General features: G+C 61.1%; 22 protein-coding genes and 1 tRNA gene. 14 read left to right on the top strand and 9 right to left on the bottom strand.

The genetic code is table 11. The features are described from left to right. Positions 1 to 116: 116 nt before the first annotated feature. The gene (locus OIL88_07895; GenBank protein ID HJI72278.1) at positions 117 to 1166 is read left to right on the top strand and encodes a hypothetical protein; all 1050 of its coding nucleotides are present in this window, start codon (positions 117 to 119) and stop codon (positions 1164 to 1166) included. Between the two features lie 348 nt (positions 1167 to 1514). Here OIL88_07895 and OIL88_07890 read toward each other — a convergent pair whose 3' ends face one another. From OIL88_07890 to OIL88_07880, 3 genes are all read right to left on the bottom strand, one after another. Next, a complete protein-coding gene (locus OIL88_07890; GenBank protein HJI72277.1) occupies positions 1515 to 2678 on the bottom strand; it encodes a phosphoglycerate dehydrogenase in 1164 nt (387 codons plus the stop codon). Positions 2679 to 2750: 72 nt separating this feature from the next. Continuing rightward, on the bottom strand, positions 2751 to 3875 hold the full coding sequence (gene serC / locus OIL88_07885; GenBank protein ID HJI72276.1) for a 3-phosphoserine/phosphohydroxythreonine transaminase: 1125 nt from the start codon (positions 3873 to 3875) through the stop codon (positions 2751 to 2753). A 227-nt stretch (positions 3876 to 4102) separates the two neighbouring features. Beyond that, complete coding sequence (locus OIL88_07880; protein HJI72275.1) at positions 4103 to 5704, bottom strand: potassium/proton antiporter; 1602 nt, start codon at positions 5702 to 5704, stop codon at positions 4103 to 4105. 253 nt (positions 5705 to 5957) lie between these two features. On the opposite strand from OIL88_07880, the gene OIL88_07875 reads away from it, so the two are divergent. After that, positions 5958 to 6797, top strand: coding sequence for a serine/threonine protein phosphatase (locus tag OIL88_07875; protein ID HJI72274.1), 840 nt, complete (start codon positions 5958 to 5960; stop codon positions 6795 to 6797). Positions 6798 to 6858: 61 nt separating this feature from the next. Here the strand turns inward: OIL88_07875 and OIL88_07870 are convergent, their stop codons facing one another. After that, positions 6859 to 8433, bottom strand: coding sequence for a lipopolysaccharide biosynthesis protein (locus OIL88_07870; protein HJI72273.1), 1575 nt, complete (start codon positions 8431 to 8433; stop codon positions 6859 to 6861). Positions 8434 to 8785: 352 nt separating this feature from the next. Here OIL88_07870 and pckA point away from each other — a divergent pair, with 352 nt between their 5' ends. The 5 genes from pckA (at position 8786) to OIL88_07845 (ending at position 13398) form a co-directional block, all read left to right on the top strand. After that, the gene (pckA, locus tag OIL88_07865) at positions 8786 to 10456 is read left to right on the top strand and encodes a phosphoenolpyruvate carboxykinase (ATP) (protein ID HJI72272.1); all 1671 of its coding nucleotides are present in this window, start codon (positions 8786 to 8788) and stop codon (positions 10454 to 10456) included. A gap of 227 nt (positions 10457 to 10683) precedes the next feature. After that, positions 10684 to 11403, top strand: a complete 720-nt coding sequence (locus OIL88_07860) for a phenylalanine--tRNA ligase beta subunit-related protein (protein ID HJI72271.1) — start codon at positions 10684 to 10686, stop codon at positions 11401 to 11403. 173 nt (positions 11404 to 11576) lie between these two features. Next, positions 11577 to 12026, top strand: coding sequence for a MarR family transcriptional regulator (locus OIL88_07855; GenBank protein ID HJI72270.1), 450 nt, complete (start codon positions 11577 to 11579; stop codon positions 12024 to 12026). Positions 12027 to 12145: 119 nt separating this feature from the next. Further along, positions 12146 to 13000 carry a DegV family protein gene (locus OIL88_07850; protein HJI72269.1) on the top strand — a complete coding sequence of 285 codons (855 nt, stop codon included), beginning with the start codon at positions 12146 to 12148 and terminating at the stop codon, positions 12998 to 13000. Positions 13001 to 13077: 77 nt separating this feature from the next. Next, on the top strand, positions 13078 to 13398 hold the full coding sequence (locus tag OIL88_07845; GenBank protein ID HJI72268.1) for an MGMT family protein: 321 nt from the start codon (positions 13078 to 13080) through the stop codon (positions 13396 to 13398). Positions 13399 to 13725: 327 nt separating this feature from the next. On the opposite strand, the gene trpS is transcribed toward OIL88_07845, so the two are convergent. Together trpS and OIL88_07835 are read right to left on the bottom strand one after the other, a co-directional pair. Further along, positions 13726 to 14775 carry a tryptophan--tRNA ligase gene (trpS, locus tag OIL88_07840; protein HJI72267.1) on the bottom strand — a complete coding sequence of 350 codons (1050 nt, stop codon included), beginning with the start codon at positions 14773 to 14775 and terminating at the stop codon, positions 13726 to 13728. A gap of 161 nt (positions 14776 to 14936) precedes the next feature. After that, the gene (locus OIL88_07835) at positions 14937 to 16136 is read right to left on the bottom strand and encodes an undecaprenyl/decaprenyl-phosphate alpha-N-acetylglucosaminyl 1-phosphate transferase (GenBank protein HJI72266.1); all 1200 of its coding nucleotides are present in this window, start codon (positions 16134 to 16136) and stop codon (positions 14937 to 14939) included. Positions 16137 to 16662: 526 nt separating this feature from the next. Between OIL88_07835 and OIL88_07830 the strand changes: the two genes are divergently transcribed. The 5 genes from OIL88_07830 to proB all read left to right on the top strand — a co-directional run bounded on the left by OIL88_07830 (position 16663) and on the right by proB (position 21124). Continuing rightward, positions 16663 to 17601 carry a radical SAM protein gene (locus OIL88_07830; GenBank protein HJI72265.1) on the top strand — a complete coding sequence of 313 codons (939 nt, stop codon included), beginning with the start codon at positions 16663 to 16665 and terminating at the stop codon, positions 17599 to 17601. A 151-nt stretch (positions 17602 to 17752) separates the two neighbouring features. Then, a tRNA-Ala gene (locus OIL88_07825) sits at positions 17753 to 17825 on the top strand. 64 nt (positions 17826 to 17889) lie between these two features. Continuing rightward, positions 17890 to 18330, top strand: a complete 441-nt coding sequence (locus OIL88_07820; GenBank protein ID HJI72264.1) for a hypothetical protein — start codon at positions 17890 to 17892, stop codon at positions 18328 to 18330. Positions 18331 to 18411: 81 nt separating this feature from the next. Then, positions 18412 to 19917 (top strand): nicotinate phosphoribosyltransferase, encoded by a 1506-nt coding sequence (locus tag OIL88_07815; GenBank protein ID HJI72263.1) that lies wholly within the window; start codon positions 18412 to 18414, stop codon positions 19915 to 19917. Positions 19918 to 19996: 79 nt separating this feature from the next. Beyond that, entirely contained in the window at positions 19997 to 21124 is a 1128-nt protein-coding gene (gene proB / locus OIL88_07810; GenBank protein HJI72262.1) for a glutamate 5-kinase, read from the top strand. 209 nt (positions 21125 to 21333) lie between these two features. Here proB and OIL88_07805 read toward each other — a convergent pair whose 3' ends face one another. After that, entirely contained in the window at positions 21334 to 22752 is a 1419-nt protein-coding gene (locus OIL88_07805) for an alpha/beta hydrolase (GenBank protein ID HJI72261.1), read from the bottom strand. A 112-nt stretch (positions 22753 to 22864) separates the two neighbouring features. Here OIL88_07805 and OIL88_07800 point away from each other — a divergent pair, with 112 nt between their 5' ends. Both OIL88_07800 and OIL88_07795 read left to right on the top strand, forming a co-directional pair. Next, entirely contained in the window at positions 22865 to 24151 is a 1287-nt protein-coding gene (locus OIL88_07800) for a glutamate-5-semialdehyde dehydrogenase (protein HJI72260.1), read from the top strand. A 170-nt stretch (positions 24152 to 24321) separates the two neighbouring features. Further along, positions 24322 to 24921, top strand: coding sequence for an HD family phosphohydrolase (locus tag OIL88_07795; GenBank protein ID HJI72259.1), 600 nt, complete (start codon positions 24322 to 24324; stop codon positions 24919 to 24921). Between the two features lie 132 nt (positions 24922 to 25053). Here OIL88_07795 and OIL88_07790 read toward each other — a convergent pair whose 3' ends face one another. Next, on the bottom strand, positions 25054 to 25812 hold the full coding sequence (locus OIL88_07790) for a transposase (GenBank protein HJI72258.1): 759 nt from the start codon (positions 25810 to 25812) through the stop codon (positions 25054 to 25056). 356 nt (positions 25813 to 26168) lie between these two features. After that, positions 26169 to 26654 carry a CarD family transcriptional regulator gene (locus OIL88_07785; GenBank protein HJI72257.1) on the bottom strand — a complete coding sequence of 162 codons (486 nt, stop codon included), beginning with the start codon at positions 26652 to 26654 and terminating at the stop codon, positions 26169 to 26171. Positions 26655 to 26808: the final 154 nt, after the last annotated feature.

Raw genomic sequence — 26808 nt, 5'->3', positions numbered from 1 at the left:
TAAGCCTCCTGAGAGATCGGCGACGTGCGCGCAGCGGTATTTACCGTTCGCAGGCCGAGCCATCGCGTTTGCCGCCCGAGTGGGTTCACAAACGACGCGGTGGGTACGTACCCTTCATGGACGACATGCTTTGCGACATATCCGCCTTTCGGTATCATCGGATGCCTCCACAGGTCTTGGCGATAATGCCGGACCTGCCCGATTCTGTGGACGATCCGCGCAGAGAGCGCCTTTGCGAGCATCCACTCGTCACGCATTTCCTGTGCACCCCGTTACACGTGTTAGCGCAGGGCGGCTGCGGGCGTAAGGGCGATCGCATTGTCAGGCATGTGTGGAACGGGGCGAGGCCGTTTGGCTCCGTGCAGCAGACGGAGTTTGGCCTTGATGTTACGTCTCCGCTCTTTACCCTGCTGACCCTCGCTTCCTCGGTCTCAAACGAACGTCTGATCATGTGCATGTATGAGATGTGCGGCACCTTTGCCGTGTGCAAGATTGCGCCCCAGGTAAAGTCGGCACTTGTGCAGGCGTATGGTGATCAGTGGGGCGACGCGCAGCTGGGCTGGGAAAACGTAAGGGATGCCTCCGGGAATCCAACGGACTTATGGAAACGACCTCCCTTGATCGAACTCTCTGAACTTGCAGAGTACGTCGATAAGATCCGGGGGCTCCGCGGTGCCAAATCGTTCACACGTGCCGCGAAATGCATTACGGGGATGGCGGCATCGCCGCTCGAGGTCCAGGCTTCGATGCTGTTTGGTCTTTCGAGGTTGCGCGGCGGCGAAGGGCTGCGCCTTACCAATAACGTTGAGATTCGTATGACGCGCAGTGCCCGCCTGATTTCGGGGCTTGATAGGCGCTATGTCGACATTCTGCTGTCAAATAAGGACGGCAGCCGAGAGTGCCTGGTTGAATGTCAAGGTAAGGCCATTCACGGATCCATAGAATCCAAGATCTCGGATTCCGATCGAACGACGGCCCTGCAAGCGATGGGATATCCTGTCGTTCTGTTGACCTATGGTCAGCTGGCCGACTCTGATGCCTTCCGCGTGGTGATGGAGCTTATCATGTCCTATCTCGATGCGCCGTTGAAAGACAAGACGCCGCGGCAGCAGGGGCTCGAACGGCGGCTTCGTGAGGAGATTTTCATTGATTGGGCGAGAATGTAGTCCCGCGGGCGAAAACGGTCGCAGGAACTGGAGTTTCGGTCGCGAAAAGGCTTCAATTTCGCCTTGGAGGGGCTTAGAAAAATGCTGCCCAGAACAAGTTGTTTCGGAAAATCGACAGTCAACTTGAATGTGGCATATAGAGATCGATTTTTACCTGCTAAAACCTATGATAAATCTGGTTGTCAAGGCGATTGTGCTTAGCGACTTGGGTTCCACTGTCGATTATCCGAAAAAACTTGTTTTGGGTAGCATTTTAAAGCCGCCCGTAAGCAACGAAATCGGCCCCCGTTTTGTGAAAACGGGGGCCGAATGGGCTTCGTGGTCCGTTTGGCAGGTTTGGTGCCGGCGCTACTTAATCACGCGCACGCGATACATCGAGGGAATCTGCTTGAGCGCCTCGATGGTGCTGCCGTCCAGGTGCTCGTCGGTGTCGAACATGGTGTAGGCGTTCTCGCCGGCGGACTCGTTGGTCATGCGCTGCACGTTGGCGTTGTCCTTAGCAAGGATGGCCGTGATCTGGCCGATCATGTTGGGCACGTTGGCGTGCAGGCAGGCGATGCGGCTTGCGGCGCGCGCCTTGCCCATGCTGCAGGCGGGGTAGTTGACGCTGTGCGCGATGTTGCCGTTCTCCAGGTAATCCTTGAGCTCGCTAATGGCCATATCGGCGCAGTTGGCCTCGGCCTCGCCGGTGCCGGCGCCCGAGTGCGTGGTGATAAACGTGTTGGGCATCTTGACGGTCTTGGGTGTGGCAAAGTCGCAGCTAAACCAGCTCAGCTTGCCCTCGCGCAGGGCGGCGTCGACGGCGTTCTCGTCAATGATGGTCTCGCGCGCGTAGTTGATCAGCACGGCGTTGGGGGCCAGCAGGTCAATCTGCTCGGTGCTGATCATGCCGATGGTGTCTGCCTTGCTGGGCACGTGCACGGTGAGGTAGTCGCAGCCGCGGCACAGGTCCTCGAGCGTGCCCACGCGCTGCACCTCGCGGCTCAGCACCCAAGCGTGTTCGACGGAAATGAACGGGTCGTAGCCGTAGACGTCCATGCCCAAATCGACGCAGGCGTTGGCGACCTTGGATCCCACGTTGCCCAGACCGATGACACCGATGCGCTTGCCCTTGAGCTCGCGGCCCACAAAGGCCTTCTTGGCCTTCTCGGCATCGACCTGGATCTCGGGGTCGTCGGCGTTGTTGCGCACCCAGTTCATCGACTGCACGACGCCGCGGCTCGAAAGCACCAGCATGCCCAGGACGAGCTCCTTGACGGCGTTGCTGTTGGCACCGGGAGAGTTAAAGACGACGACGCCCTTTCTGGCGTACTCCTCGACGGGGATGTTGTTGACGCCGGCGCCGCAGCGGGCGATGGCGCGGATGCCCTCGGGCAGCTCGTAGCCGTGCAGGTCGGTGGAGCGCATCAGGATAGCGTCGGCCTCCTCGGCGGTGCCCACAAACTCGTAGCCCTCGCCAAACTCGACTTTGCCGTCTTTAGTGATGTCGTCGATGGTCTTAATCTTACGCATGGAAAAACTCCTTAGCAGGTTTTGATCTAAGCAGGGTGGTTTGAAGTGGCTGGTCGGCCCGCGGGTTGCGGGCTAGTTAGATCGCGGACTCAAACTATGCTGCGCTTCGAAGTCCTTCATGTACGAGGCCAGGGCCTGCACGTCTTCCATGGTTACGGCGTTGTAGACGCTGGCGCGCATGCCGCCCACCAGGCGATGGCCCTTGACGTTTTGAATCTGGTGCTCGGCCGCGCCTGCAACAAAGGTCGCATCGAGCTCGGCGTCGCCGGTGCGGAAGGTGACGTTGGCGATGGAGCGGCTGTCGGCCTGCGTGGTGCCATGGAACAGCTCGCTGTGCTCGAGCAGGTCGTAGAGCAGGTTGGCCTTGGCCCAGTTGCGCTCGGCCATGGCGGCAAGTCCGCCGCTTTGCTCGACCCAGTGGAACACCTTGCCGCACACGTAGATGCCAAAGGTGTTGGGCGTGTTGAGCATGGAGCCCTTGGCGGCTTGGGTCTTGAGGTTCAGGTACTGCGGCGTCTGCGCAAAGGCGGGGCCTTCGGCGATGAGGTCTTCGCGCACGATGACCACGGTCACGCCCGCGGCGCCGGCGTTTTTTTGCGCGCCGGCGTAAATGAGCCCGTAGCGCTCAACGTCGAGCGGCTGCGACAGAAAGCAGCTCGAGACATCGGCGACCAGCGGTACGTCGCCGCAATCGGGCAGCTCGTGGTACATGGTGCCAAAGATAGTGTTGTTCTGGCAGATGTAGACGTAGTCGAGCCCGTCGCCCGCGGCCTCGGCGGCAATGCGCACGTTGATGTCGGCCATGGTGGGAATGCGGTCGAAGTTGGTGTCCTCGGAGCTCGCGAGCAGCACGGCCTCGCCGTACTTGGCGGCCTCCTTGTACGCCTTGTTGGCAAAGTTGCCGGTCACGACGTAGCCGGCGCGGCCGCGGCGCATGAGGTTCATGGGGATGCCCGCAAACTGCAGCGTGGCGCCGCCTTGCAAAAACAGGACACGGTAGTTGTCGGGGATGCTCAGCAGGCGGCGCAGGGTTGCCTCGGCGTCGTCGATGATCTGCTGGTACATGCTAGATCGATGGCTCATCTCGAGCACGGACATGCCGCAACCGCGGTAGTCCATCATCTCGTCGGCGATCTCGGCGAGCACGCTTGTAGGCAGCGCGGCCGGGCCAGCTGAGAAGTTGTGCACACGTGCCATCTTCTAGTTCCCCCTCGTAGTCGTTTGAACGTTCGGGATACTTTAGCACAGTGGAGCGTCAGGCGCGACCGAATCACAGCAAAACCCGAGTGCGCCGCTATGATTTACAGGATGGTTACATGGGGGAGGGGTGCTTTACTCCTCGGGCAAATCCAAATCTGCGAGCGAAGGCATGAGGTTCTCTAGGCGCTTGATTTCTTCGTCGCAAATTAGCTAACCCCTGGCCGCTACGACGCGAGCGTGGCGATGACGGCTTCGTCGCCGGCGTATATGAGGGTGTCGCCGTCGGGAATGATCGTTTGGCCGTCGCGCTTGAGCATCACTACAATAAACGGATGCTTGCCTTGCGGCACATCGCGCAGGCGCTGACCGGCCAGGCGACCGTGGGGAGTCACGGTGACCTCGCGCAGCGTAACCTCGGCACGCTCTTCGAACGTTGGGGCGGCCATCACCAGCAGATCGCCTTCCTGGATCACGGTGTCGCCATTGGGCAGTACCGGATGCGCCCCGTCGCGCAGCACCAGGACCACGAGCATGTCCGTCGCGCTGCCAATGTCCGCGAGCGAGCGTCCGGCAAACGGATGGCCAGCGCCCACCTTGAGCTTTACAAACGACATGCCGTCCTCGTCGCGGTAGTCGTTAAAGGTGCGGCGCACGTCGCCGGTCGCATCGATCATATCGAGTTTCTTCGCCACCGCCGGCAGCAGCGAGCCCTGCACCACGATGCTCGACGCGGCAATCACAAACACCAGGTCAAATAGGTCGTGTCCGCCGGGAACGCCGGCCACCACGGCAAAGAGACTAAAGACGACCGAAGCTGCTCCGCGCAGGCCCGCCCAGCTTACGAGCGCGACCTGGCTGGGATTCGTCTTAAAGGGCGCTAGGAGCACGCCGACGGCGATGGGGCGGCTCACGAAGAGCATGAACGCCATGAGCGCCAGGCCCGGCAGCAGCATCTGCGGCAGGCGTGCGGGCGTTACGAGCAGGCCGAGCAAGAAGAAGATGGTCATCTCTGCCATCTCGGTGAGGGTGTCGAAGAAGTGCGCCATCTCGACCTTACCGGTGATGTCGCTTGCGCCCAGCACAATGCCTGCAAGGTATACGGCCAAAAAGCCATTGCCGCCCAGGTAGCTCGGCAGCGCGTAGGCGACGATGGCCACGGCGAACAAGAAGATGGTCTGCGCGCCTTCGGCCGTTGCGTGTGCGCGCTCAATCAGACGGCTGGATGTCCAGCCGATGGCAAGGCCCAACCCCACGCCCAGGATGATCTGCTTGGTCAGCAGCACGGGAATGTTAATGTCGCCGCCCGCCGCGAGGGTCGCGAGCACGGCAGTGAGCATGTAGGCGACGGGGTCGTTGGAGCCCGATTCGACCTCGAGCAGCGAGTCGGTGCCGCCCCTCAGCGAAAGGCTGTGCTCGCGCAGAACGCTAAAGACGCTGGCCGCGTCGGTGGACGCCACGACCGATCCCAGCAGCAGGCCGCCGATCCAGTCGAAGCCCAGCACAAAGTGGGCGAACACGCCGGTGATGCCTGCGGTGATGACGACGCCGAGCGTGCTCAGCAGCACCGCAGGCGCGGCGACGGGCTTGGCACGGTCGATGTTGGTGTTAAAACCGCCGTAGAACATGATGAACAGCAGCGCCGTGCTGCAGACGGTTTCGGTGAGCGCGTAGTCGCTAAAGTCGATGTGAGCCGGGCCGTTGACGCCCAGCAGCATGCCGAGTGCGATAAAGATGAGCAGGGTGGGGAAGGGGAGCTTTTTGCCGACGGGTTTAATGGTCAGGCACAAAATGATGACGAGGCCGATAAAGAGAAGTATCTGGTTCATGGATGGTGTCCGCTCCTGGGTGGTTGGCGTGGCACGGTCAGTTGTCTGCGGTTATTTGTACCCAAAGATGGTGGGTTTATGGGGTTGGATTGCGGGCGTGCGCGATATCGTCATAGACGGCTTCCGTCTTTGCCTCTGCTCGGAAACCCTTTCCAGCTTTATTGCAACGGAGTACAATGGGTAACGTTTAAGTTCAACTTGAAGTTTTAGTTGCGGCGCCGGGCTTAGACCGCAATGCAAGGAGAGGCGTACCATGGCGATCTATGTGACATCTGATGCTCACGGGCACGTGCGTGCGCTTGACGAGGCCCTGTCTAAGATCTCGTTGACGTCCGACGACACGCTGTACGTGCTGGGCGACATGATCGATCGCGGGCCCGATCCTGTCGGTGTTATTAAGCTCGTGCGCTCGCTGCCCAACGCCCGCGTGCTCAAGGGCAATCACGAACAGATCATGCTCGATGCCATCATTGGCCAGGATCCGCTCGATGCCGAGACCTGGGATATCAACGGTGGCTGGACGACGCGCGAGCAGCTCAACGACATGGAATTTGAGGCATACGAGGAGCTCGTGCGATGGATGGCCGCGCTGCCGCTCTACGCGGTGGCCGAGACCGAGGAGCGCCCGTATCTGCTGGTACATGCTGGAATCGAGATGAAGGCGGCGCGCGCATTTTTGCTTGAGCATGGCGTCGATTGTGCCGATGGCGTTGGAGCGGTGGGTGCCGATCGCGAGCTGCTGCAGCAGATGCTCGCGGTGCAGTCGGCCGATGACCTGCTGTGGATTCGTCACGGCTATTGGGATGCGCCGACCGGGCTGCTTTCTGCCGAGGGCAAGGGTCCGGTCGTGGTGAGCGGTCACACGCCAACGGTGTCGCTTGGGCGCTATTGCGAGGTCGGTGGTCTTGCGGGGCTCGATGAGGAGTCGGGCCGCGGGCAGATTGTGCGCCTGGGTGGCGAGGATACCGCCGGCGTGCCCGATCGCATCGATATCGACTGCGCCGCCGCCACCGGCTCCGAGTTCGGCCGCGTCGGTATCCTGCGGCTCGATGATGGGGCGGAGTTCTACGCGAATATTCGCCCCGGGGAATAACGGCGCAAGAGGTTGGCGCCAAAACATCGACGTTTCTTTCCCCAATGTACCAAGGTGGGCGTTATACGCCGTATGGGTTGCGGTCGCGTTCGATGCGTTGGCGGATGCGGCGGTACTCGATAATCAGTAGCACCAGGAGTAGGGCCATGATGGCTAGGTAGCTCACCACGGCGCCCATCAGACCCAGCAGGTTGATCAGGATCACCGGCAGCACTACGCTTACGGCGAAGCAGATCAGGTAGATTTTGGTGACGTCGCCGGCATGGCACAGCACCGTGATGATGGCGTAGAGAAAGTCGATGGCCGCGGTGACGCCGCCGGCGACAACCATCAGCAGTGCCAGCGTGCGGTAGCGCTCAAAATTGAGGCCGTACATGAAGCTCATGAGGGGAATACCGGGACCTGCCATAAATGCGGCGCACACGCTGGTGATGACCACGATCAGTGCCATAACGGCAACAATAATCAGGTCAAAGCGACGACGCTTGCGAGGATTAGCCCAAATGCTCGACAAACGCAGGAGCTGCGGTTTATAGATAAATCCAATGCTCAACAAAATGGCCTGCGCCGGAAAGAACAGGGCATTAAAGTACAGCTGATACTTGTAGGCCAGCGTGCCCTCCATCACAAACTTGGGCATGCTCTCGATGAGGTTGAACAGGAACAGCGCGCCAAAGAGCGGGGCGCACTGGATAAACAGGTGACCAGCCTCGCGCAGACTCATACGGCGCGATTTTTCGGTTTCGAGCAGGGCGAGCGGCGCGGTGACCAGCACGAGCGAGGCGATCGCGGCGATGCCCATGGCCATGGCGGCGATGGGCATGCTGCGCGTGAGGAACAGTGCCACGCTAAAGACCGCGATGACGCCGACGGATCGTAGCGTTTGGCTCATGCCGGCCAGGTAGAGTTTGTCGGCCTGCTGCAGGCGGCCCTCGTACACGTCGGCAATGCCGTCGATCACCTTATACAGGTAGACGCCCAGGCCGATTGTGGCCATCTGCGCATCGTAGCCGCGGGCGCTGCTGTATACCAGGCCGCATGCCAGCGCGAGCGCTCCGCAGATCCAGCGGTTGAGCTGGTAAGAGGCAAAGGACGTCTTTTCGTCGATGTCCGAGACCTGGAAATTGCGCACGCCGTAGTTGCACGCGATCATGATGAGCGTGCCGGTGACAAAGGCGATGGAGAACTTACCGGCTTCCTCGGCGCCCACGAGCTGTGTGGACACGATGGTGAGCAACGGAAACGCCATGCCCCACACGGCGGTGCCCAGGGTATTCCAAAGGTAGTCGCGACGGGTGGCGTGATCTTCGTACTCGGCTTCTTGCGTGGAGAAGCCGCCGCCGTAGACGGCTCCGAGCAGGCGGTTCCACCAGGCATTGACCATGCGGTGGATGGGGCCGGGCTGGCGATTGCGCTCGCGGCGACGGCGTGTGGCCTGGCTGCTGTCGGGACCGCCGGCGTTACGCTGGCTTAGCTCTTGGATTCGTGCGAGCTCCTCGGCGGTGTGCGATGCGGGGAACAGGCCGTTCTCGATGCGTCCGCCCTGCCCGTGCGCCCCGTCCGATACGGTGGGGTCGGCGACGCCATTGCGGCGGGCGATGGCGCGGCGAATGCTATCGATGGGCGTGATGCTCAAAGCGGAGTCCTTTCTATTGCTGCGCTCTAGTATAGACGCGACGGTGTTCGTTCGTGTTTTTGAACAGGTTGTTCGATAATTTCGGCGGCGCCATTCAGTAGACGGCATTTGGGGACGTTCCTTATGTGCCGGCACTTTGGGAACGTCCCTAAGTGCCGGCATCCGGGGTCGCTCCTTGGTTGTTGCCTGTTCAAGAGTGTCCCTAACGACTAGGCCGCTTGCGTGCGATTTTTGACCGTTGGGCGGGCGCTTCGCCGTTGCCGCAAAAACGTTTTTGCATATCGGGTACAACGGGCTTTACGTGAGTAAAGTGCGCGCCTCGTCCACGTGTCGCGCTTTTAAAGGAGGCCCCATGCCAGGTGTTACCCCTGCAGAAGTTCTGTCCAACTTTGGCATTACGCTGGTCGAAGATCCTGCCGAGAACCAGCCCCGCCTGCTGGTCGACCTGCCGGCAGCCGAGCTCGTCGAGCACGCCATCCGTCGCAACGAAGGTCGTATGGCCTCCAACGGCGCGCTGGTGATCGAGACGGGGGAGCGCACTGGCCGCTCGCCTAATGACCGCTTTATCGTTGACACCCCCGATGTTCACGACAAGATTGCCTGGGGTGCCGTCAACCGCCCGCTGTCTGTCGAGAGCTACGAGGCCATCAAGGCCGGCATCGTCGACTATCTCAACGAGCGCGATGTGTTCGTCACCCGCGGCATGGCCGGCGCCGACCGCAACCACACGCGTCGACTGCTCGTTGCCTGCGAGCGTGCCAGCCAGGCACTCTTTATTAAGCAGATGCTCGCTCGCCCGCTCGCCCGCGAAATCGCGCGCACCGGTGAGCCGGACTTCTGCGTGCTCGCCGCGCCGGGCTACCAGTGCGATCCCGCCATCAAGGGCCTCAACTCCAGCGCCGCCGTGGTCATTAACTTCCAGGAGCGCGTGATTCTGGTCGCCGGCACCGGCTACTCCGGCGAGATCAAAAAGTCCATTTTCAGCGTCATGAATTACCTGCTGCCCGTCGAGGACGACGTGCTGCCCATGCATTGCTCGGCCAGTATGGACCCCGTCACGCATGAGACCGCCGTGTTCTTTGGCCTCTCCGGCACCGGCAAGACCACGCTTTCGGCCAACCCCACGCGCCTGCTGATCGGCGACGACGAGCACGGTTGGTCCGACATGGGCATCTTCAACATCGAAGGTGGCTGCTACGCCAAATGCGAGGGCCTGGACGCGTTCCACGAGCCCGAGATCTTCAACGCTGTCCGCTTTGGCGCGATCTGCGAAAACGTGGTGCTCGACGAGAACCGCAAGCCCAACTACGACGACATCTCGATCACGCACAACACGCGCGTGGCATACCCTGTGGAGCACATTCCCAACGCGTGGACCAAGGGCATGGGCACCACTCCAAGCGTCGTGCTCTTCCTGACCTGCGATGCCTTTGGCGTGCTGCCGCCCATCTCGCGCCTGACGGCCGACGCCGCCATGTATCACTTTGTGACGGGCTTTACGGCCAAGATCCCCGGCACCGAGGTCGGCGTCACCGAGCCCACGCCCACGTTCTCTTCGCTGTTCGGCGAGCCGTTTATGCCGCTCGACCCCATGGTCTACGCTAAGATGCTCGGTGAGCGCATCGCCGACGGCCGCACGCGTGTGTACCTTGTCAACACCGGCTGGATCGGCGGCGGCTACGGCGTTGGCCATCGCATTGAGCTGGCCTACACGCGCGCCCTGGTCGCGCGCGCCCTCGACGGCACCATCGAGGACAGCGAGTTCGTCCACGACGATATCTTTAACGTCGACATTCCCACGACGTGCCACGGTGTGCCCGACGGCATCCTGGTGCCGCGCCAGTACTGGCAGAGCACCGCGCGCTATGACGAGGCCGCGCACAATCTGGCGGTGATGTTCGAGGAGAACTTCGAGAAGAAGTACTCGCACCTGCCCGAGTCCGTCAAGGCCGCCGGTCCGCACGCTCAGGTGCACGCCGACGTCCGTCATCGCGGCCGCGGCCTGCTGGGACTCCGACACTAACGTTGCTTCAGACCCAAAACCACCATAAAGGGGACAGGCGCCTTTGTGGTGGTTTTACTCGCGCGGATGACTCGGGTTACAATACGCCTGACATATCGCTCCCTTCTCCGGATGGGGGCAGCGTAAGCGCTCTTGTGGCGGCACCGTAGGACTTTGAAGGTGGCCGTCGTAAGGGCGCTTTTTGTTTAGGCACCCGGGCTCGGGCGCATGCTATGAAGGGAGAGCACATGAAGAGTTTCGTTGCCGAGGATTCGTTTTGGGAGCTATTTCCGCAGGCGGCTGTCGGTGTTGTGGTCGTAAAGGGCATGAAGCCCGCGGCTCAGATTCCTCAAGAGGACGTGGGTGCGATTGCGGCGTTGCTCGACCGCGCCAATATCGATGCGGAGCGTCATCTGACCAGCGATGCTATCAGCGAGAACGCACCGGTCAAGGCATGGCGCGAGGCTTATCGGCTGTTCAAGACCAAAAAGGGCGCCCGCTGCTCGATCGAGAACTTGCTCAAGCGCGTGCTCAAGGGCAAACCGGTGGGCCACATTACGCCCGCGGTGGACATCTACAACACGGTGTCGCTGACCTACGCGCTGCCCGTTGGCGGCGAGGATCTACATGCTATCGAGGGCGATCTGCGGTTGGCGGTGACCGACGGTGGCGATTCATTTCTGCCGCTTGGCGAGGAGACAGATGACCCGACGCTTCCCGGCGAGCTCGCCTACATCGATGATGCGGGCGCCGTGTGCCGCTGCTGGAACTGGCGCGACGGCGTTCGCACGGCGCTGTCCGACGATTCGGCCGATGCGTTCCTGGCGATTGAGTGTGTGGAGCCCGAGCGGATGGGGGATTGCCAGGCCGCGATCGATCGCTTGGCTGAGTTGCTCGAGCGCTATCTGGGAGCGACGGTTGTCGTTAAGACGCTTGTGACCCGCGACAATCCTTGCGTGGAGCTGTAGCGAAGTCTGCGGATCAAACTCGATGCCCCAAACCACCACAAAGGTGCCTGTCCCCTTTGTGGTGGTTTTTATGTTGATGGGTTAACAAATGGGATATTTGGGTATGGGTGTTGCCTTGTGCGGCTAAGATGTTTACCCGTTAGCATCATGCAAGCGAAAGGCGGTCGTCTCCCATGCAGCAGAACGACGAGACACGTTTCGAGGACTTTGTCGGACTGATCAGCGGGCTCTACAAGGAGATCCAGCGCATTAAGACATCCGAGGGCGCAAGGCTGGGCCTCAAGGGCTCCGACGTTATGTGCCTGTACTATCTTGAGCGCAGCAAGGACGGCCTGACTGGTGCTGACCTGGCTCGCATGGCAGGCGTGACCCGTGCTGCCGTCTCGCGCACGCTCGCGCATCTGGAGGAGGGCGGCTACGTCGAGGTCGATGATTCGGGCGATGCCGCCGTTAAGTATCGTGCTCCGGTGCGCCTGACCGCTCTAGGCGGCGAGAGCATGAGCGAGGCGGACCGCATCATTCGCGAGGTGCTCGATACCACCGGTAAGGCTATGGGTGTGGAGCAGCGCGAGCAGATGTATGCGTCGCTGCGCACGATTCTCAACACCCTGCGCGAGATCTAAGGCCGCCAAGGCATTTGCTTCCCATTAAAAACTGCATCGTCCCGTTTGAGCGCGTATGCCGTGCCGGGGCATTGCTGTCAAAATTCCCTACGCGGGACCTGTGCAAGAAAGGATTTGTTATGTCCGTCCGCATTATTACCGATTCCGCAAGCGATATGTCGCCGGCGGAGCACCCCGCTCTGCGTGTTTTGCCGCTGTCCGTTACCTTTGGCACCGATGTGTATATGGATGGCATCGACATCGATCACCAGCGCTTTTACGAGATGCTTGTGGAGCGCGATGAGCTGCCCAAGACCGGCCAGGTCAACCCGTACGCGTTTTCGCAGGCGATTGCCGAGGCGCGTGAGGCCGGCGACGAGGCGGTGATTATTACCGTGGGTGCCAAACTTTCGGGGACCAATCAGAGCGCCCGTACCGCACTTGCCGAGGCGCCGGGCGGCGACGTGTATGTGGTTGATAGCAATAACGTTACCCTGGGTGAGCGCGTGCTGGTCGAGTATGCCCTACGCCTAGTGGACGAGGGCCAGGGCGCGGCCCAGATCGCGGCGGCTGTCGAGGCCGTCCGTGACCGCGTGGTGGTTATTGGTCTGCTCGAGACGCTGGAGTACCTGGTGCGCGGCGGTCGCCTGTCTGCTGCTGCCGGCGCCGTGGGCACGCTGCTCAACGTAAAGCCCGTTGTAGCTGCCGAGGACGGTCTGATCGTGCAGCTGGGCAAGGCGCGCGGTTCCAAGAACGGCCGTAACCTGCTCAACCAGAAGGTCGAAAAGGCAGGCGGCATCGACTTTTCCATGCCGCTGGCGCTCGGCTATACGGGCCTTTCGGATGCGGTGCTCAAGAAGTATATCGAGGACAGCGCGGCACTGTGGGCTGGCCACACCGAGGGCGAACTGCCCGTTCACACCATCGGCGCCACCATCGGCACCCATGTAGGCCCCGGCGCCGTAGCCGTAGCCTTCTTCCAGCCCGTTAACTAGCCCACCTGCCAAAACCACCACAAAGGGCGGGCACCTTTGTGGTGGTTTATGCTATTCCGGGTGGAAGGGAGTGAGCAATGGCGTCTGAGGGCTTTTTTGATCGGGTGTACGAGGTGGTCGAGCAGATTCCCGAGGGGATGGTCGCCACCTACGGTCAGGTGGCGCTGCTTGCCGGTCGTCCACGAAGTGCGCGGTACGTGGGGTATGCCCTGCACAGCAATCCGCGCCCCGGCGAGATTCCCTGTCATCGCGTGGTGTTTGCCGATGGCCGCATTTGCGAGGGCTTCGCCTTTGGCGGACCCGATGCTCAGCGTGAGCTCTTAATGGGGGAGGGCGTGGCATTTACCGATCCCGTGCACGTCGACTTGGCCATCTGTCGCTGGCCAGCAGGGCTCTAACGGCTCTTCCGTGGCCAAACCCACCACAAATGTGCCTGTCCCCTTTGTGGTTGGTTTAGTTTACCTGAGCTAACTTATGGAGAAGGTGTGATGGCGTACTTTGCCGTCAGAAAGTAAACCACGGTGAACTATATTGTTTTCAGCAACGGAGCAGGCAATAGGCGATGAAAAAGCCTGCCCTGTTGAGTTTGATTCGCATTCCTCCCCTCTGTGCGATTCAACGGTGTACTTCGGGAACAGGCCCGCTGGCAACTATCTGCCAGCGGGCCTGTTCCTGTTTCGGTGAGGATTCAGCCTCACCGTCTATGTTGTGCGAAGGCGCTTTGCCTAGTACACCATGCCCATGGCGTCCTGAACCTCGGCCAGGGTCTGCTCGGCAATCTCGTTGGCGCGACGGTTGCCCTCGTGCAGCACGTCCTTCACATAGTCCAGATCGTTCTCATAGCGCTGACGACGCTCGCGGATCGGCGCGAAGTACTCGTTGACGGCCTCGGTCACGTACTTCTTGAGCTGGCCGGAGCCGCCCATGCCAATCTCCTCGGCAATCTCGACCTCGGAACGGCCGGTGCAGATGGCGGCGGTTGAAAGCAGGCCGGACACGCCGGGGCGATTCTCGGGATCGAACGTGATCATGCGCTCGGAGTCGGTCTGGCTCTTCTTGATGCGCTTGGCCGTCTCCTCGGCGGTCATCGAGATGTTAATGGCGTTGCCGTAGCTCTTGCTCATCTTGCGCCCGTCCAGGCCGGGCAGCAGCGGGGTCTCGGACAGCAGCGCGTCGACCTCGGGGAACACCTTGCCGTAACGGTTGTTAAAGCGGCGGGCGATGGTGCGGGTGAGCTCGATGTGCGGCAGTTGGTCGCGACCGACGGGCACCACATTGCCCTTGCAGAACAGGATGTCGCAGGCCTGGTGCACCGGGTAGGTGAGCAGAAGGCCGGTGAGCTCGTGGCCCGAGGCCTCCATCTCGGCCTTGACCGTGGGGTTGCGCGCCAGCTCGGCCTCGGAGACCAGCGACAGGAACGGCAGCATGAGCTGGTTTGCGGCGGGTACGGCGGAGTGCGCGTAGATCATGGTCTTGTCGGGGTCGATGCCGCAGGCAAGGTAGTCCATGACCATGTTGTACACGTTGTCCTGGATGTGCTCGGTCGTATCGCGGTCAGTGATGACTTGGTAGTCGGCGATGAGCACGTTGGTCTTGGCGCCCATGTTCTGCAGCTCAACACGGCCCTTGAGGGTGCCGAAGTAGTGACCCAGGTGCAGACGGCCGGTGGGGCGGTCGCCGGTGAGCATGGTGAACTTCTCGGGCGTTTTGGCCAGGCCCTCGCGAATGGCGTTGCTCTTTTGCAGCGCGACTTCGTAGCTGTTCTCGTTTGGCATGATTGCTCCTAACGTATGTTCATGGGTCAAGATGATAACGCGTTTATTGGAGGGTCGGGGCGTAAGTACGCGAGGGGCGGGAGAGCGGCGGCATGTGCGATGGGCGCGGCGTGGCTGCGCGTTTGGCCGGCGGCGCCTGGGCGCAGCCTCGGCAGCTTACCCTAGCGCCTGTGGTGGCGCTCCTCCCTGCGTTCTTCTGCCGCCTGCTCCTCCTGCTTAAAGGCGGGATCGTCGGGGGTGACGAGCTCGTCCTCGTGCGTGCGCTTGTTGTAATGGTGGCGCAGCACGGGCTCAAACAGGTGCAGGTGCTTGGCAAAGGCCGCCGAGCCAATGGCGAGTACGGTAAAGATGAGCACGCGCATGGGCACCTCGACCTGGTTAATCGCGGCGGCGCCGGCCGAAAGCATGATGCACCAGGCATAGATGAGGAGCACTGCCTGTTTTTGGTTGTAGCCCTCTTGGATCAGGCGGTGGTGGATGTGGCCCTTGTCGGCCTGCCCGATGCTAATGTGGGCGCGCTTGCGGCGCACGATGGCGCTAAACGTGTCGATGATGGGCACGCCGGCAACGATGAGCGGGATGATAAGCGAGGTGAGCGCGGCGGTGCGGCTCACGTTGAGTAGCGAGATGGAGCCCAGCGCAAAGCCCAGAAGCAGCGACCCCGAGTCGCCCAAGAAGATGCTTGCGGGGTTGAAGTTGTAGCGCAAAAAGGCCAGACAGGCGCCAAAGAGCGCAATGGAGAGCGCGGCGGCGTCGATGCGGCCCGAGAGAACGGCCATCGAAAACATGGTGAACGACGCGATGCCGCAGATGCCCGTGGCCAAGCCGTCGAGGCCGTCGATGAGGTTAATGATGTTGGTGAATGCCACCAGATAGATCACGGTGATGGGGTAGGCGAGCCATCCGAGCATGATTTCGCCGGGGGCAAACGGGTTGACGATGACGCCGATGCGCAGGCCACCCACGCAGGCGATGAGCGCAGCGAGGACCTGTCCGGCCAGCTTTTGCTTGGGCTTGAGCTGGATGACGTCGTCGATAGCGCCGGTCGCAAAGATGACGGTAAAGGAGAGCGCCAGCATGGGATAGCTAATGTGAAGGCGCGGATGCGGCACCAGGACGGGCGGCCAGCCTAGGTGCCAGGTGCCTAGGATTTGCACAATGCAGGCAACGACCAGGCCCAAAAACACCGCCGTTCCGCCCAAACGCGGGATGGGCTTGGTGTTGATGCGGCGCTTAGAAGGATAGTCGACGGCGTCGAGCTTAATTGCCAAGCGCTTGACCAGGGGCACCGTGAGGAAGGTCGTGATAAAGGCCGCCGCTGCCACGCATAGGTACGGTATGTAGCTCGGGGATGAAGCCATGAATCTAAAAACCGCCAAGCGTCGAAGGGAAAGGTCAGAAGAACGCCATGCGCAAAGGGCATAGCCGAATCATGATACTCGACCAAGGGGGGTGCATGGAATTGCACGCAGCGATAATCACGCGCTTACCAGATATTGGGATGTTGTCGATGGCTTGTCGGGATGCCGGCGGGGATCCATGTGGACTGTAATGGTGATTTTCGGCAAAAGAAAACCACCCCCCACGTTACGAAAATGAACCCACCTAAAACAGGTGGGTGCCCTCATCGACTGTTCCAGCGTCCTTAACAACGAAGGATACCTGTACTAGGTACGACTGTGTGGGCTCCCTAAATAAACGCGACGGTTCACCCAGTTGCTCCGCGGGGGGCGGAATACCTACATCATAAAGCGGCACTTTGTCGATTCCAGTCTTGACATTACAAAAATCGTGTCGGACGATTACGGCGCCTTAGGGACGGAGCCGTCTACGCGGTCTGGCCCTTTACGTTTGACCTGCTGAATCGTTGTTTTGGAGCATGTTTTTATGCCGACGTCGTTGACCGAACTTTTTTCGCCCGCCTGTCATTTGTGTCCGCGCCGTTGCGGTGCGGCGCGCGACGAGGGCGCGCGTGGCGTGTGCGGCGCCGATGACACGCTCAAGGTGGCCCGCGCGGCGCTTCATATGTGGGAGGAGCCGCCTATCTCGGGCGAGGCCGGTTCGGGCACGATCTTCTTTAGCGGCTGCTCGCTCAAATGTATCTATTGCCAGAACCACGAGATCTCGACGGGCAATTTTGGGCTTGAGATTTCGCCCGAGCGCCTGGTCGAGATTATGCTGGAGCTGCAGGACCAAGGTGCCAATAACATCAATCTGGTGACGGCGACGCATTATGCTCACCTGCTGCCGGCCGCGATTGCCGCAGCTCGGGAGCGCGGACTGGTCATTCCAATCGTCTACAACACGAGCGGTTATGAGCGTGCGAGTGCCGTGGCGGCGCTCGGCGATTTGGTCGACGTGTGGCTTACCGACTTTAAGTATGCCAATGCGGCGCTTGCGCAGTCACTCTCTCATATTAAGGACTACCCGCGCGTGGCTGTGTCGGGTCTGGCCCAGATGGCGCGCGAAATTGAGCGCCGCGGGGGAGAGCTGGTAGACGGGGACGGGCTCATGAAGCGCGGCATAATCGTGCGTCATCTGGTGCTGCCGGGGCATGCGGACGATTCGTGCCGCGTGTTGGACCTGGTGTGGCAGACGGTGGGCGACGTGCCGATCTCGGTCATGAACCAGTACACGCCCAATGCCCTCATGCGCGAACAAGGCGGCGACCTGGCGCGCGCCGTGACGCGCGAGGAGTACGAGCAGGTGCTCGACCATGCCGACGACCTGGGCTTTACGACGATGTTTTGGCAAGAAGGCGGAGCGGTAGACGAGAGCTTCACCCCGGCGTTCGACACCACCGGCGTCCTCACCAGCGCAAAGTAGTGCGCTCGCCGATGATTTTTCTGGGACGGGGATTAAAAAATCATCGAGAGGATCGCCTGCTCGAAAAGTTGTCAAAATAGCCGCGTCCCAAAAAGACTGGGTATTGGGCGTTGACAGTTGGCGAGCCGTAGGTAAAATATCAACTTGTCTTGGGGACGTAGCTCAGTTGGGAGAGCGCTGCCGTCGCATGGCAGAGGCCGAGGGTTCGACTCCCTTCGTCTCCACCCTTGGATTTGATAAGCCGCTGACATTGTGTCGGCGGCTTTTTTTAAAAGAAAGGGCTGTACCATGGCCAAGCTTGAGTCCCAACCACTGTCTGCCGAGGAACGCGCCGAGTTGGAAGAGCTCCGCGCCGAGAAAGCTCGTCGCGAGGCCCAGGAAGAGGCACGCCGCGAGCGTGAGGAGCTGGCCGCCCTGCGTGCCGAGCGTGCGAAGGCCGAGGAGGCCGCCGCGAACGTCGCCCCCGCGCCCAAGCCCGCCGCCGCGAAGCCCGCGCCCACCGCACCTAAACCTCAGCCTAAAAAGGTCGCTCGTTCCAAGCCCGTCGAGCCCAAGCCGAGCCGTGACGAGATGACCTTTGCCCAGCGCATGGTTACCTCCAAGGAGCCTACGGGCGAGAACGAGATCCCTGGCATGGCGCCGGCTCAAAAAATCATCATTGTCCTTGCCCTCATCGCGTTTGTCATCTTTATGGGCTACGCGATCCTGACCAGCATGGTTCTGCACTAGCCTGTTCGCGCTGGGCTCCATGCCCGCACGCCCGCCTCGCCAACCCTCAACCTCTGCACAACGCATCCGAAAGGTCGCCCCATGGCTTTGACCGATATCTCTCATCCCACCGACATTGCAATGCTCACCGATCTGTACGAGCTCACTATGGCCCAGGGCCTGTGGGAGAGCGGCAAGGCCAATGAGCAGGGTTGTTTTACCGCGTTTTACCGCGACCATCCCTTTGGCAGCGCCTATGCCGTCATGTGCGGCACCGCCGAGCTGCCCGAGCTGGTCGAGAACCTGCGCTTTACGCCCGAGGATATCGACTACCTCGCCTCACTCCAGGCCCCGGCCGGCGGCGCGATGTTCAAGCCTGCATTCCTCGACTACCTGCGCGATTTTCGTGCACATGTAAACATCGACGCCGTCCCCGAGGGCGAGCTCGTCTTTCCGCGCGAACCCATGGTTCGCGTCACCGGTCCCGCGCTGGAGTGCCAGCTGCTCGAAACGGCGCTGCTCAACATCGTTGGGTTCCAGACGCTTGTCGCCACCAAGACGGCGCGCGTGGTGCTGGCGGCGGACGGCCGTCCCGTTGCCGAGTTTGGCCTGCGCCGCGCTCAGGGTCCCGATGGCGGCTTGGCCGTCGCGCGCGCGAGCTACGTTGCCGGCTGCTCCTCTACGTCCAATGTGCTCGCCGGCCGCCGCTACGGTATTCCCGTCTTTGGCACGCATGCGCACAGCTGGGTGATGAGCTTCGATTCCGAGCTTGAGGCCTTCCGCGCCTTTGCCAAGTCGAGCCCCAAGAACTGTACGCTGCTCATCGACACCTATGACGTGCGCGAGGGCTGTGAACATGCCATTACGGTTGCCAAGGAGATGGAAGCGGTGGGCGAGCGCCTGTCGGCCATTCGCATCGACTCCGGCGACCTCGCCAAGCTCTCCAAGTATGTGCGCGGCCGTTTTGATGCCGAGGGCCTGCCCTATGTGGGGATCTCGGTTTCTAACGATTTGGATGAGTACACGATTCAGTCGCTGCTCGACCAGGGCGCGCCCATCGACAGCTTTGGCGTGGGTACCAAGCTTGCGACCTGCTATGACCAGCCGGCGCTGGGCGGCGTGTACAAGCTTTCCGCCCGCCGTGCGAGCGAGGCAGATCCATGGACGCCGGTGGTCAAGCTCTCTGAGCAGCCATACAAGCGCACGATCCCGGGTGTGCAACGCGTGCGCCGTTATTACGACGGCTTTGGCGGCCCGGTCTGCGACATGATCTACGACGAGGACCATCTGGCGGGGGAGGGCGCCGCGCGCGGCAATACCCTTGTGGCCGTGAACGATGCCGCCCTGGTGACCGACGTGTCCGAACTCGAGTATCGCGAGCTGCTGGTGCCGATCGTGCGCGATGGCAGTGCGGTGGCTCCGCGTGAGAGCATCCAGGACGCGCGCGAGCGCTGTGCTTGGGCGCTCGACCATCTGGACGCAGCTTTCAAGCGCTTCCTGTACCCGCAGACCTATGTGGTGGGTATGGAGCAGGGCCTGGCTCAGGTGCGCGACGAGCTCGTGCGTAAGAACATGGCCGCGGCCTCTGCCTTTCCCTGGGCTCACTAATTCCTTGGGCGGTAGGGGCGAGTCACGCTTCCCTGGCCGCCGCCTCGGCCGTTCGCTGAACAGTTGATTGGTTTGACGTATGACGACTTCTTATAAAACGATGGTGGTAAAGATCGGTTCGTCCACGGTGGTGGGCGCCGACGGCAAGGTCAACCGCGCCTTTATCGGCGGGCTTGCCGACCAGGCCGCAGCGCTGCGCGAGCTTGGCTGGCGCCTGATCATGGTGAGCTCGGGCGCCATTGCCTGCGGCTATCCCGTGCTGGGCTTCGGCCGTAAGCCGGTCGGCGACCTGCCGAGCCTGCAGGCCTGCGCCTCGGCCGGTCAGTGCATCATCTCGTCGGCCTACGACGAGGAGTTCCATGCGCGCGACCTGCTCACCTCGCTCGTGCTGCTCACGCGTCACGACACGGCGCGCCGCACGTCCTACCTGCACGCGCGCGACGCCCTGCTTCGCCTGGTGGAGCTCGGCGTGGTGCCGGTCGTCAACGAGAACGATACCGTCACCGTCGATGAGATCAAGTTTGGCGACAACGACACGCTGGCGGCGCTTGTGAGCTGCCTGGTTTCTGCCGATCTGTGCGTGACGCTCTCGGACATCGATGGCCTCTACACCGCCAATCCGCATGAGGATCCGACGGCCGAGTTTATCCCGGTCGTGCATAAGATCGATGCCAAGATTATCGCCTCGGCGGGCGATTCTTCCACATCGGTGGGTACGGGCGGCATGATCACCAAGATTCGCGCGAGCCGCATTCTCATGACGGCGGGCATTCAAAGCGTGATTTGCTCGGGCGAGGAGCCCGATGCGCTCGTGCGTCTGGCCCGCGGCGAGAGCGTGGGTACGCTGTTCGATCCGCCGGCGGAGCGCCTGGACATTGCGCCGCGCAAGTTGTGGATTGCACTGGGCGACAAGGCGCACGGCTCGGTGACGGTCGATGACGGCGCCGCGAAGGCGCTGGTCAGCCGCGGATCGTCGCTGCTCGCGGTGGGTATTCGCGAGGTCGATGGCCAGTTTGCCGAGGGCGATGTGCTCGACGTGTGCGACCCGAGCGGCATGGTTGTCGCCCGCGGTATCGCCGAGGCCGATTCGGACGTGCTGGAGCTTGCCGCCGGCCGCCGCCAGGACCAGATTGCCAGCAACCGCCTGCTCGCAGACCTGGCCGAGAAGCCCGCGATACACAGGGATAATTTAATCGTCTTCGCATAACCAATTGACGCTGCAAACGCCCCTAAGCGGCAATCTGACGTTCAATCGTCGGGCATGACCAAAAGGTCAATGCCCTCCTCTTTCACGTCACCTTGCTCGCTTAGGGGCGTTTTCGCTTTCCGTTCTCTACCTGCGGCATTGTCGTTGCCGGCACTTGTTCGGCACTTGGGGACGTTCTTTTTGTGCCGGCAGGTGGGGACACTCCTTTGCTAGAAGATCTGGCGCAGGTCTCCTCGGTTGAGGGCTTCGTCGAAGAGGTGCTTGAACACCACGCTGCCGTGCAAGCCGTCGTGCTCGAACTCGTTGGTCACCCAGGCATGCGAGTTGCCCACGCGGCTGAGCGTGTCGAGCTGCATGCCCGAATCGACGTACATGTCGTCGAAATACACCGCGGCCTGCAGGGGCACCTCGTTGCACGCCAGTCGCTGCGGGTCGTAGATCTTGTCCCAGCTGGTGTCTTCCATCAGCAGGTCCATGGCGGGCTTGAAGGGCTTGAGCTCGGGCATCTGCTCGAACATCCACGGGAACATGGCCTCGCCGGTAAACATGAGCGGGCGCGCTAGCGTGTCGAACTCGGCACGATGAGCTTTCTCTTCTGCCGCTGCCCACTGAATGGGCATGGTGTCGCCGTCGGCGTAGATGAACTCCTGCAGCGTCCAGTACAGCGGATTCGTGCGCGTGTTGGTACGCTCGAAGGCACGCATCAAAAAGCTGTCGGATACCGAGGAACCGCAGCTCGGCGTACCGTCGCCATCAGCAAACGCATGATCGATAATCCAATGCATGCGCTCAAAGCTCGGCTTCATGCCAAAGTCGCTGCCCATGAGCTGTAGGCGTTCGACCGTCATCGGCGAGCCGTCGGGTAGCACGGGCTTTTGCTCCTCGATGGCATCTGCCAGGGCCGCCACGCGCTCGACGTCGGCGGGGTAGCGGTTGTAATACTGCTGCGTCTTGGCGGCCATGCGCGGGAAGGTGTGCGCGTAGACCTCGCTTGCGCTCGCCGGTACGTGGGGGATGCCGCCGCAGGTAAAGCTTGCCGCCACGCCCTCGGGGAAGAGCGACAGGTAGCTCAGCGTCAAAAAGCCGCCGTAGCTCTGCCCGAGCGTGACCCAGGGCCTGCCGCCAAAGCCCACCAGGCGCAGGTACTCAAAATCGCGCACGATGGAGCTGGCGAGGTGACGCTTGAGGAAGTCCGCCTGCGAGCGGGCCGCATCGGAGCCTGCCGCCTCGGCGCGCTCGCCCAGTGCGGCAATCGTGCGCCCGTCTACACAGCTGCTGCGCCCGGTACCGCGCTGGTCGGGCAGCACGACGCGGAAATGCTTGACGGCCTCTTCGATCCAGCCATCGCTTGTGGGCGACAGCGGACGCGGGCTCTCGCCACCGGGGCCACCCTGCAAAAAGAGAAGGAGCGGCAGGTCGTCGTTGATGCGGTCGGGTGCGCAAACCACACGGTAGAAGAGCTTGATGCTCTCGGGCGCGCCGGCGATGGGTGTCGGTATAGCGCCGCGGCGCATGATGCTGCCGACGGCCAGGAGCATCGGCTCCAGGCCGCGCCAGTCGAGGGGGACGTCGATGCTGTGGTCCTCGACATACAGGCCGGGGACGTGGTACGAAGTGATGAGGGCCATGTGAGTCTTCCGTTCGTTGCGGTGTTTCGGGTTGACCAATTCTACCGCCGCGGGCGAGGCCATGCGCAAATCGGCTACCATGGTTGCAAACTTCTAGGAGAAAGGGCCGCCCATGTCGGTCGATATAGCCACGTATGTCCACGATCTTGCCGTTGCCGCCAAGGCAGCGTCGGCCTCGCTTGCCACGGCGAGCGACGAGCAGCGCCAGGAGGCCGTGCGCGCCATGGCCGTAGCACTGCGCAACGGTGTCGACTCCATCGTCGCCGCCAACGAGCTCGATATGTCCGCCGCGCGCGATGCGGGGACCTCGGCGGGGCTCCTCGACCGTCTGCTGCTGACGCCCGAGCGCGTTGAGGGCATGGCCACCGGTCTGGAGAAGCTTGCCGAGCTGCCCGATCCCGTGGGCCGCGTGCTCGATCACCGCGTGCTCGCAAGCGGCGTGGACCTCACCCGTGTGAGCGTGCCGTTGGGCCTTGTCGCCATGGTGTACGAGGCGCGCCCCAACGTGACGGCCGACGCCGCGGGCATCTGCATCCGCACCGGCAACGCCTGCATTCTGCGCGGTGGTTCGCTGGCCTATCACTCGTGTGCCATGATCGCCGAGCTGCTGGCCGATGCGCTCGAGGCCAAGGGCTTCCCGCGCGAGGCCGTCTCGATGATCGAGTCTACCGACCGCGAGGCAACCGGCGAGCTCATGAAGTTCCGCGGCATCGTCGATGTGCTCATTCCGCGCGGCGGTGCAGGCCTGATCCGGCGCTGCGTGCGCGAGTCGCTTGTGCCGGTGATCGAGACGGGCACGGGTAACTGCCACATCTACGTGCATGAATCCGCCGACTTCGATAAAGCGCTCAATATTATCGTCAACGCTAAGACGCAGCGCGTGGGCGTGTGCAATGCCGCCGAGTCGTTGCTGGTCGACCGTGCTGTGGCCGATACGTTCTTGCCCGCTGTCGTTGCCGTGCTGCATGACCACGGCGTACTCATTCACGGCGACGAGGCCACGTGCGCCGCATGCGCCGGCGCCGGCTTTGTGGAGGGCGATGACTACGTCGTCGCGACTGAGGAGGACTGGGGCCGCGAGTACCTGGCGCTCGAGATGAGCGTGAAGGTCGTGGCAAACGAGGACGAGGCCATCGCGCACATCAACCGCTATGGCACCATGCATTCCGAGGCCATCATCGCCGAGGACGTGGATGCCTGCGAGCGCTTCCTGGATGCGGTCGATGCCTCGGCCGTGTATGCCAACGCCAGCACGCGCTTCACCGACGGCGGCGAGTTTGGCCTGGGCGCCGAGATTGGCATCTCGACCCAAAAGCTCCACGCCCGCGGACCCTTTGCCGCCGAGGCCCTCACCACCTACAAATACAAGCTCCGCGGCACCGGCCAGGTCCGTCCCTAAACCTACCAAAAAGGGACAGGTTTATTTTGGCAGGTTTTATCTGCGGTTTTGCCGGGCACACGTTCGCCCGGCTTTTTTCTCCTCAAACCTTTTCTGCCTTTCGGCTTGAGCCGCGGCGATATACGATAGTGACACCGTGTCCTAGCACCGAATCACCAGGAGGTATTGCCATGTCCCAGACGCTTTCCGCCGGAATCACCCGCGACCGCGCGTTCGAACTGCTCAACGAGCACAACAAGGACCCGTTCCACATCACCCACGGTGAGACCGTCGAGGGCACCATGCGCTATTTTGCGCGCGAGTTCGACCCCGAGAACGAGGAGTTCTGGGGCATCGTCGGCCTGCTGCACGACTTGGATTGGGAGGAGCATGAGGACGACCCCATGAACCACACCATCTATGCGGCCGAGATCCTTGAAGGCGAGGGCGCATCGCCCGAGCTCATCCGCGCTATCCAGACGCACACGTCCGATTTCAATGCTTCACTGCCTAAGCCCGAACTGCAGATGGAGAAGATTCTGTTTGCCTGCGACGAGCTCACCGGCTTGATCGGTGCCGCCGTCATCATGCGCCCAAGCAAGAGTGTCATGGACTTTACGACCAAGTCGCTCAAGAAGAAGTTCAAGGACAAACGCTTTGCCGCCGGCTGCTCGCGCGACGTGATTTCGCAGGGCGCCGAGATGCTGGGCTGGGAGCTCCCCGAGCTCTTTGACCGCACCATCGCGGCCATGCAGTCCTTCGCGCCCGACCGCGACACCTTCCAGGCCTAACCTGCCAAAAAGGGACAGGTTTATTTTGGCATGTTTTATCTGCGGAAACGCCTCCGTTGTAGTTCTTAGCTGCGGAGGCGTTTCCGTTTTCTTGTGACGCCTCGGGACTATTCTGTCGTTGCCGGCAGGTGACTATGCGGCATTCTTTATAATCCACGTTCCCAACCCGGTTAATAACTGAACCTGTTTGATCGTCAGCCCTTCTTTTCGAAGGGCCAGTATCGCTTCGTTGCGAAGTGCCTTGGAGATGGATTTGAGTTCTGTGGGCGCACATCCCGCGACGTTTTGCACGACTGCCGCACCAAATTCACTTAGATCTTCCTCTCGCACTTTTGCCGTTGCGCTCGGACGATAGGGCAGCGTGGGTACACTTTTCATGAACTTGAGATATGAGCGCGGCGTCGGAAAAAGTGCGTCGACAACGTCCCCGGTGACATGCGGCCGAGACCTTGCTCCCATTAGGTACTCACGATGGCTGCTCCATGGATAGTCGTCATATGTCGCCAGTCCTGCTTTTTGAGGATTCAAATGAATATATCGAATTGCTTCGAGCAGATACTCCTCCGATTTAATCGGCGAATCCCAGAAGCGCTCCTGAAATACGTGGCCGATATGACCCGCGCGTGCATTGTACCTGCCCGCATACGATACGGCTATCGCGTGCATCGCGTCGCTCTTGCGGTCGTCCGGATCGTCGACGAGCAGATGAATGTGATTTCCCATAAGGCACCAAGCGATAAGCTCAATATTGTGTTTGGGGAGGATCGCATCGAGGATTTGAAGCAAGGCGATTCGGTCCTCGTCACCGTCAAACAGCAATTGCCCTCCGTTCCCGCGCAATGTGACGTGGAAAAAACCAGTCGGTGACTTTGAACGAGGTTTTCTCGGCATGGCCCCTCCTTTTAGCTCGGATGGGCTGAAGATACCTTATTGGGAGGTATTGGTTGTCGAGATTCAGTTCACCGACTATAGCTGCTACCTGCCGAAATGTTATTGCGTTTTCAAATTGATGCTTTTTAATGGTAATTGAGCGGGGTGAGAGCCCTCGATGCGGATGCGGACGTTGCCAGCGTCGAGCTGGATTGTTCTTGTGTGAAGACGTCGCAAATGGGCTTCACGCATTTCTACGTAGATAGAAAAATGGCCGGGCGCTCAAAATAAAACGGAGCGCCCGGCCATTTACTAATTGTTCATCGACGTTTGGCCAGATAAAACCTGCCAAAATAAACCTGTCCCTTTTTGGCAGGTTAGTTAAGGGCGGCTTGGGCTAGGCGGGCTTCGGCGGCCTCCTCGGTGACGCCCAATGCCACGGCGAACTCCTCGATGGAGCGGCGCTTGGCTTCCTTGAGTACACGCATATAGTAAGAGCTGGGCTTTTTATCGGCTTCCTCGGCCTGGCGAATGCGGTGCATCATGGTCTTTGCCACGCGGACCGTCTCGGGCGCGCCCAGCTTGAGCTGCTGCTTAAAGTGTGTCTCTTCAAGCGAGCTGTTGCGCTCGGTAAAGGTGTCGCACTCCAGCTCGTCATAGTGGCTCAGCAGATGCTCGGCATCTTGCTGAGAGATGGCGGCATGCAGACGGTCGGCCTGCGCCACGGGGTACATAAGGATCGTCTGCGCATGCCCCTGCTTGGCCTCGAGCAACAACATGGGCTGCGGCGTGTCGTCCCTAAAACCGACGACGGTGCAGACTCCCTGACCCGGATGAATGACGTGTTGACCGATTGAGAACATGCTACCTCCAACTTATACGAATTTACGTATGTCTAGAATAACACGCTGACGTGCGCAAATCCTCGCTTTATGCAGGAAAAGCACACAACTCTGATAGGTAAGAGTATTCGACAAAAGAGACAGCTCATTCACACCTTTATGCATTTTCAACGCG

The sequence above is a fragment of the Coriobacteriaceae bacterium genome (assembly GCA_025992855.1).
Lineage (GTDB): Bacteria > Actinomycetota > Coriobacteriia > Coriobacteriales > Coriobacteriaceae > Collinsella.
The sequence above is the reverse complement of the archived record's forward strand: the minus strand, read 5'-3'. Positions and strand labels throughout refer to the sequence as shown.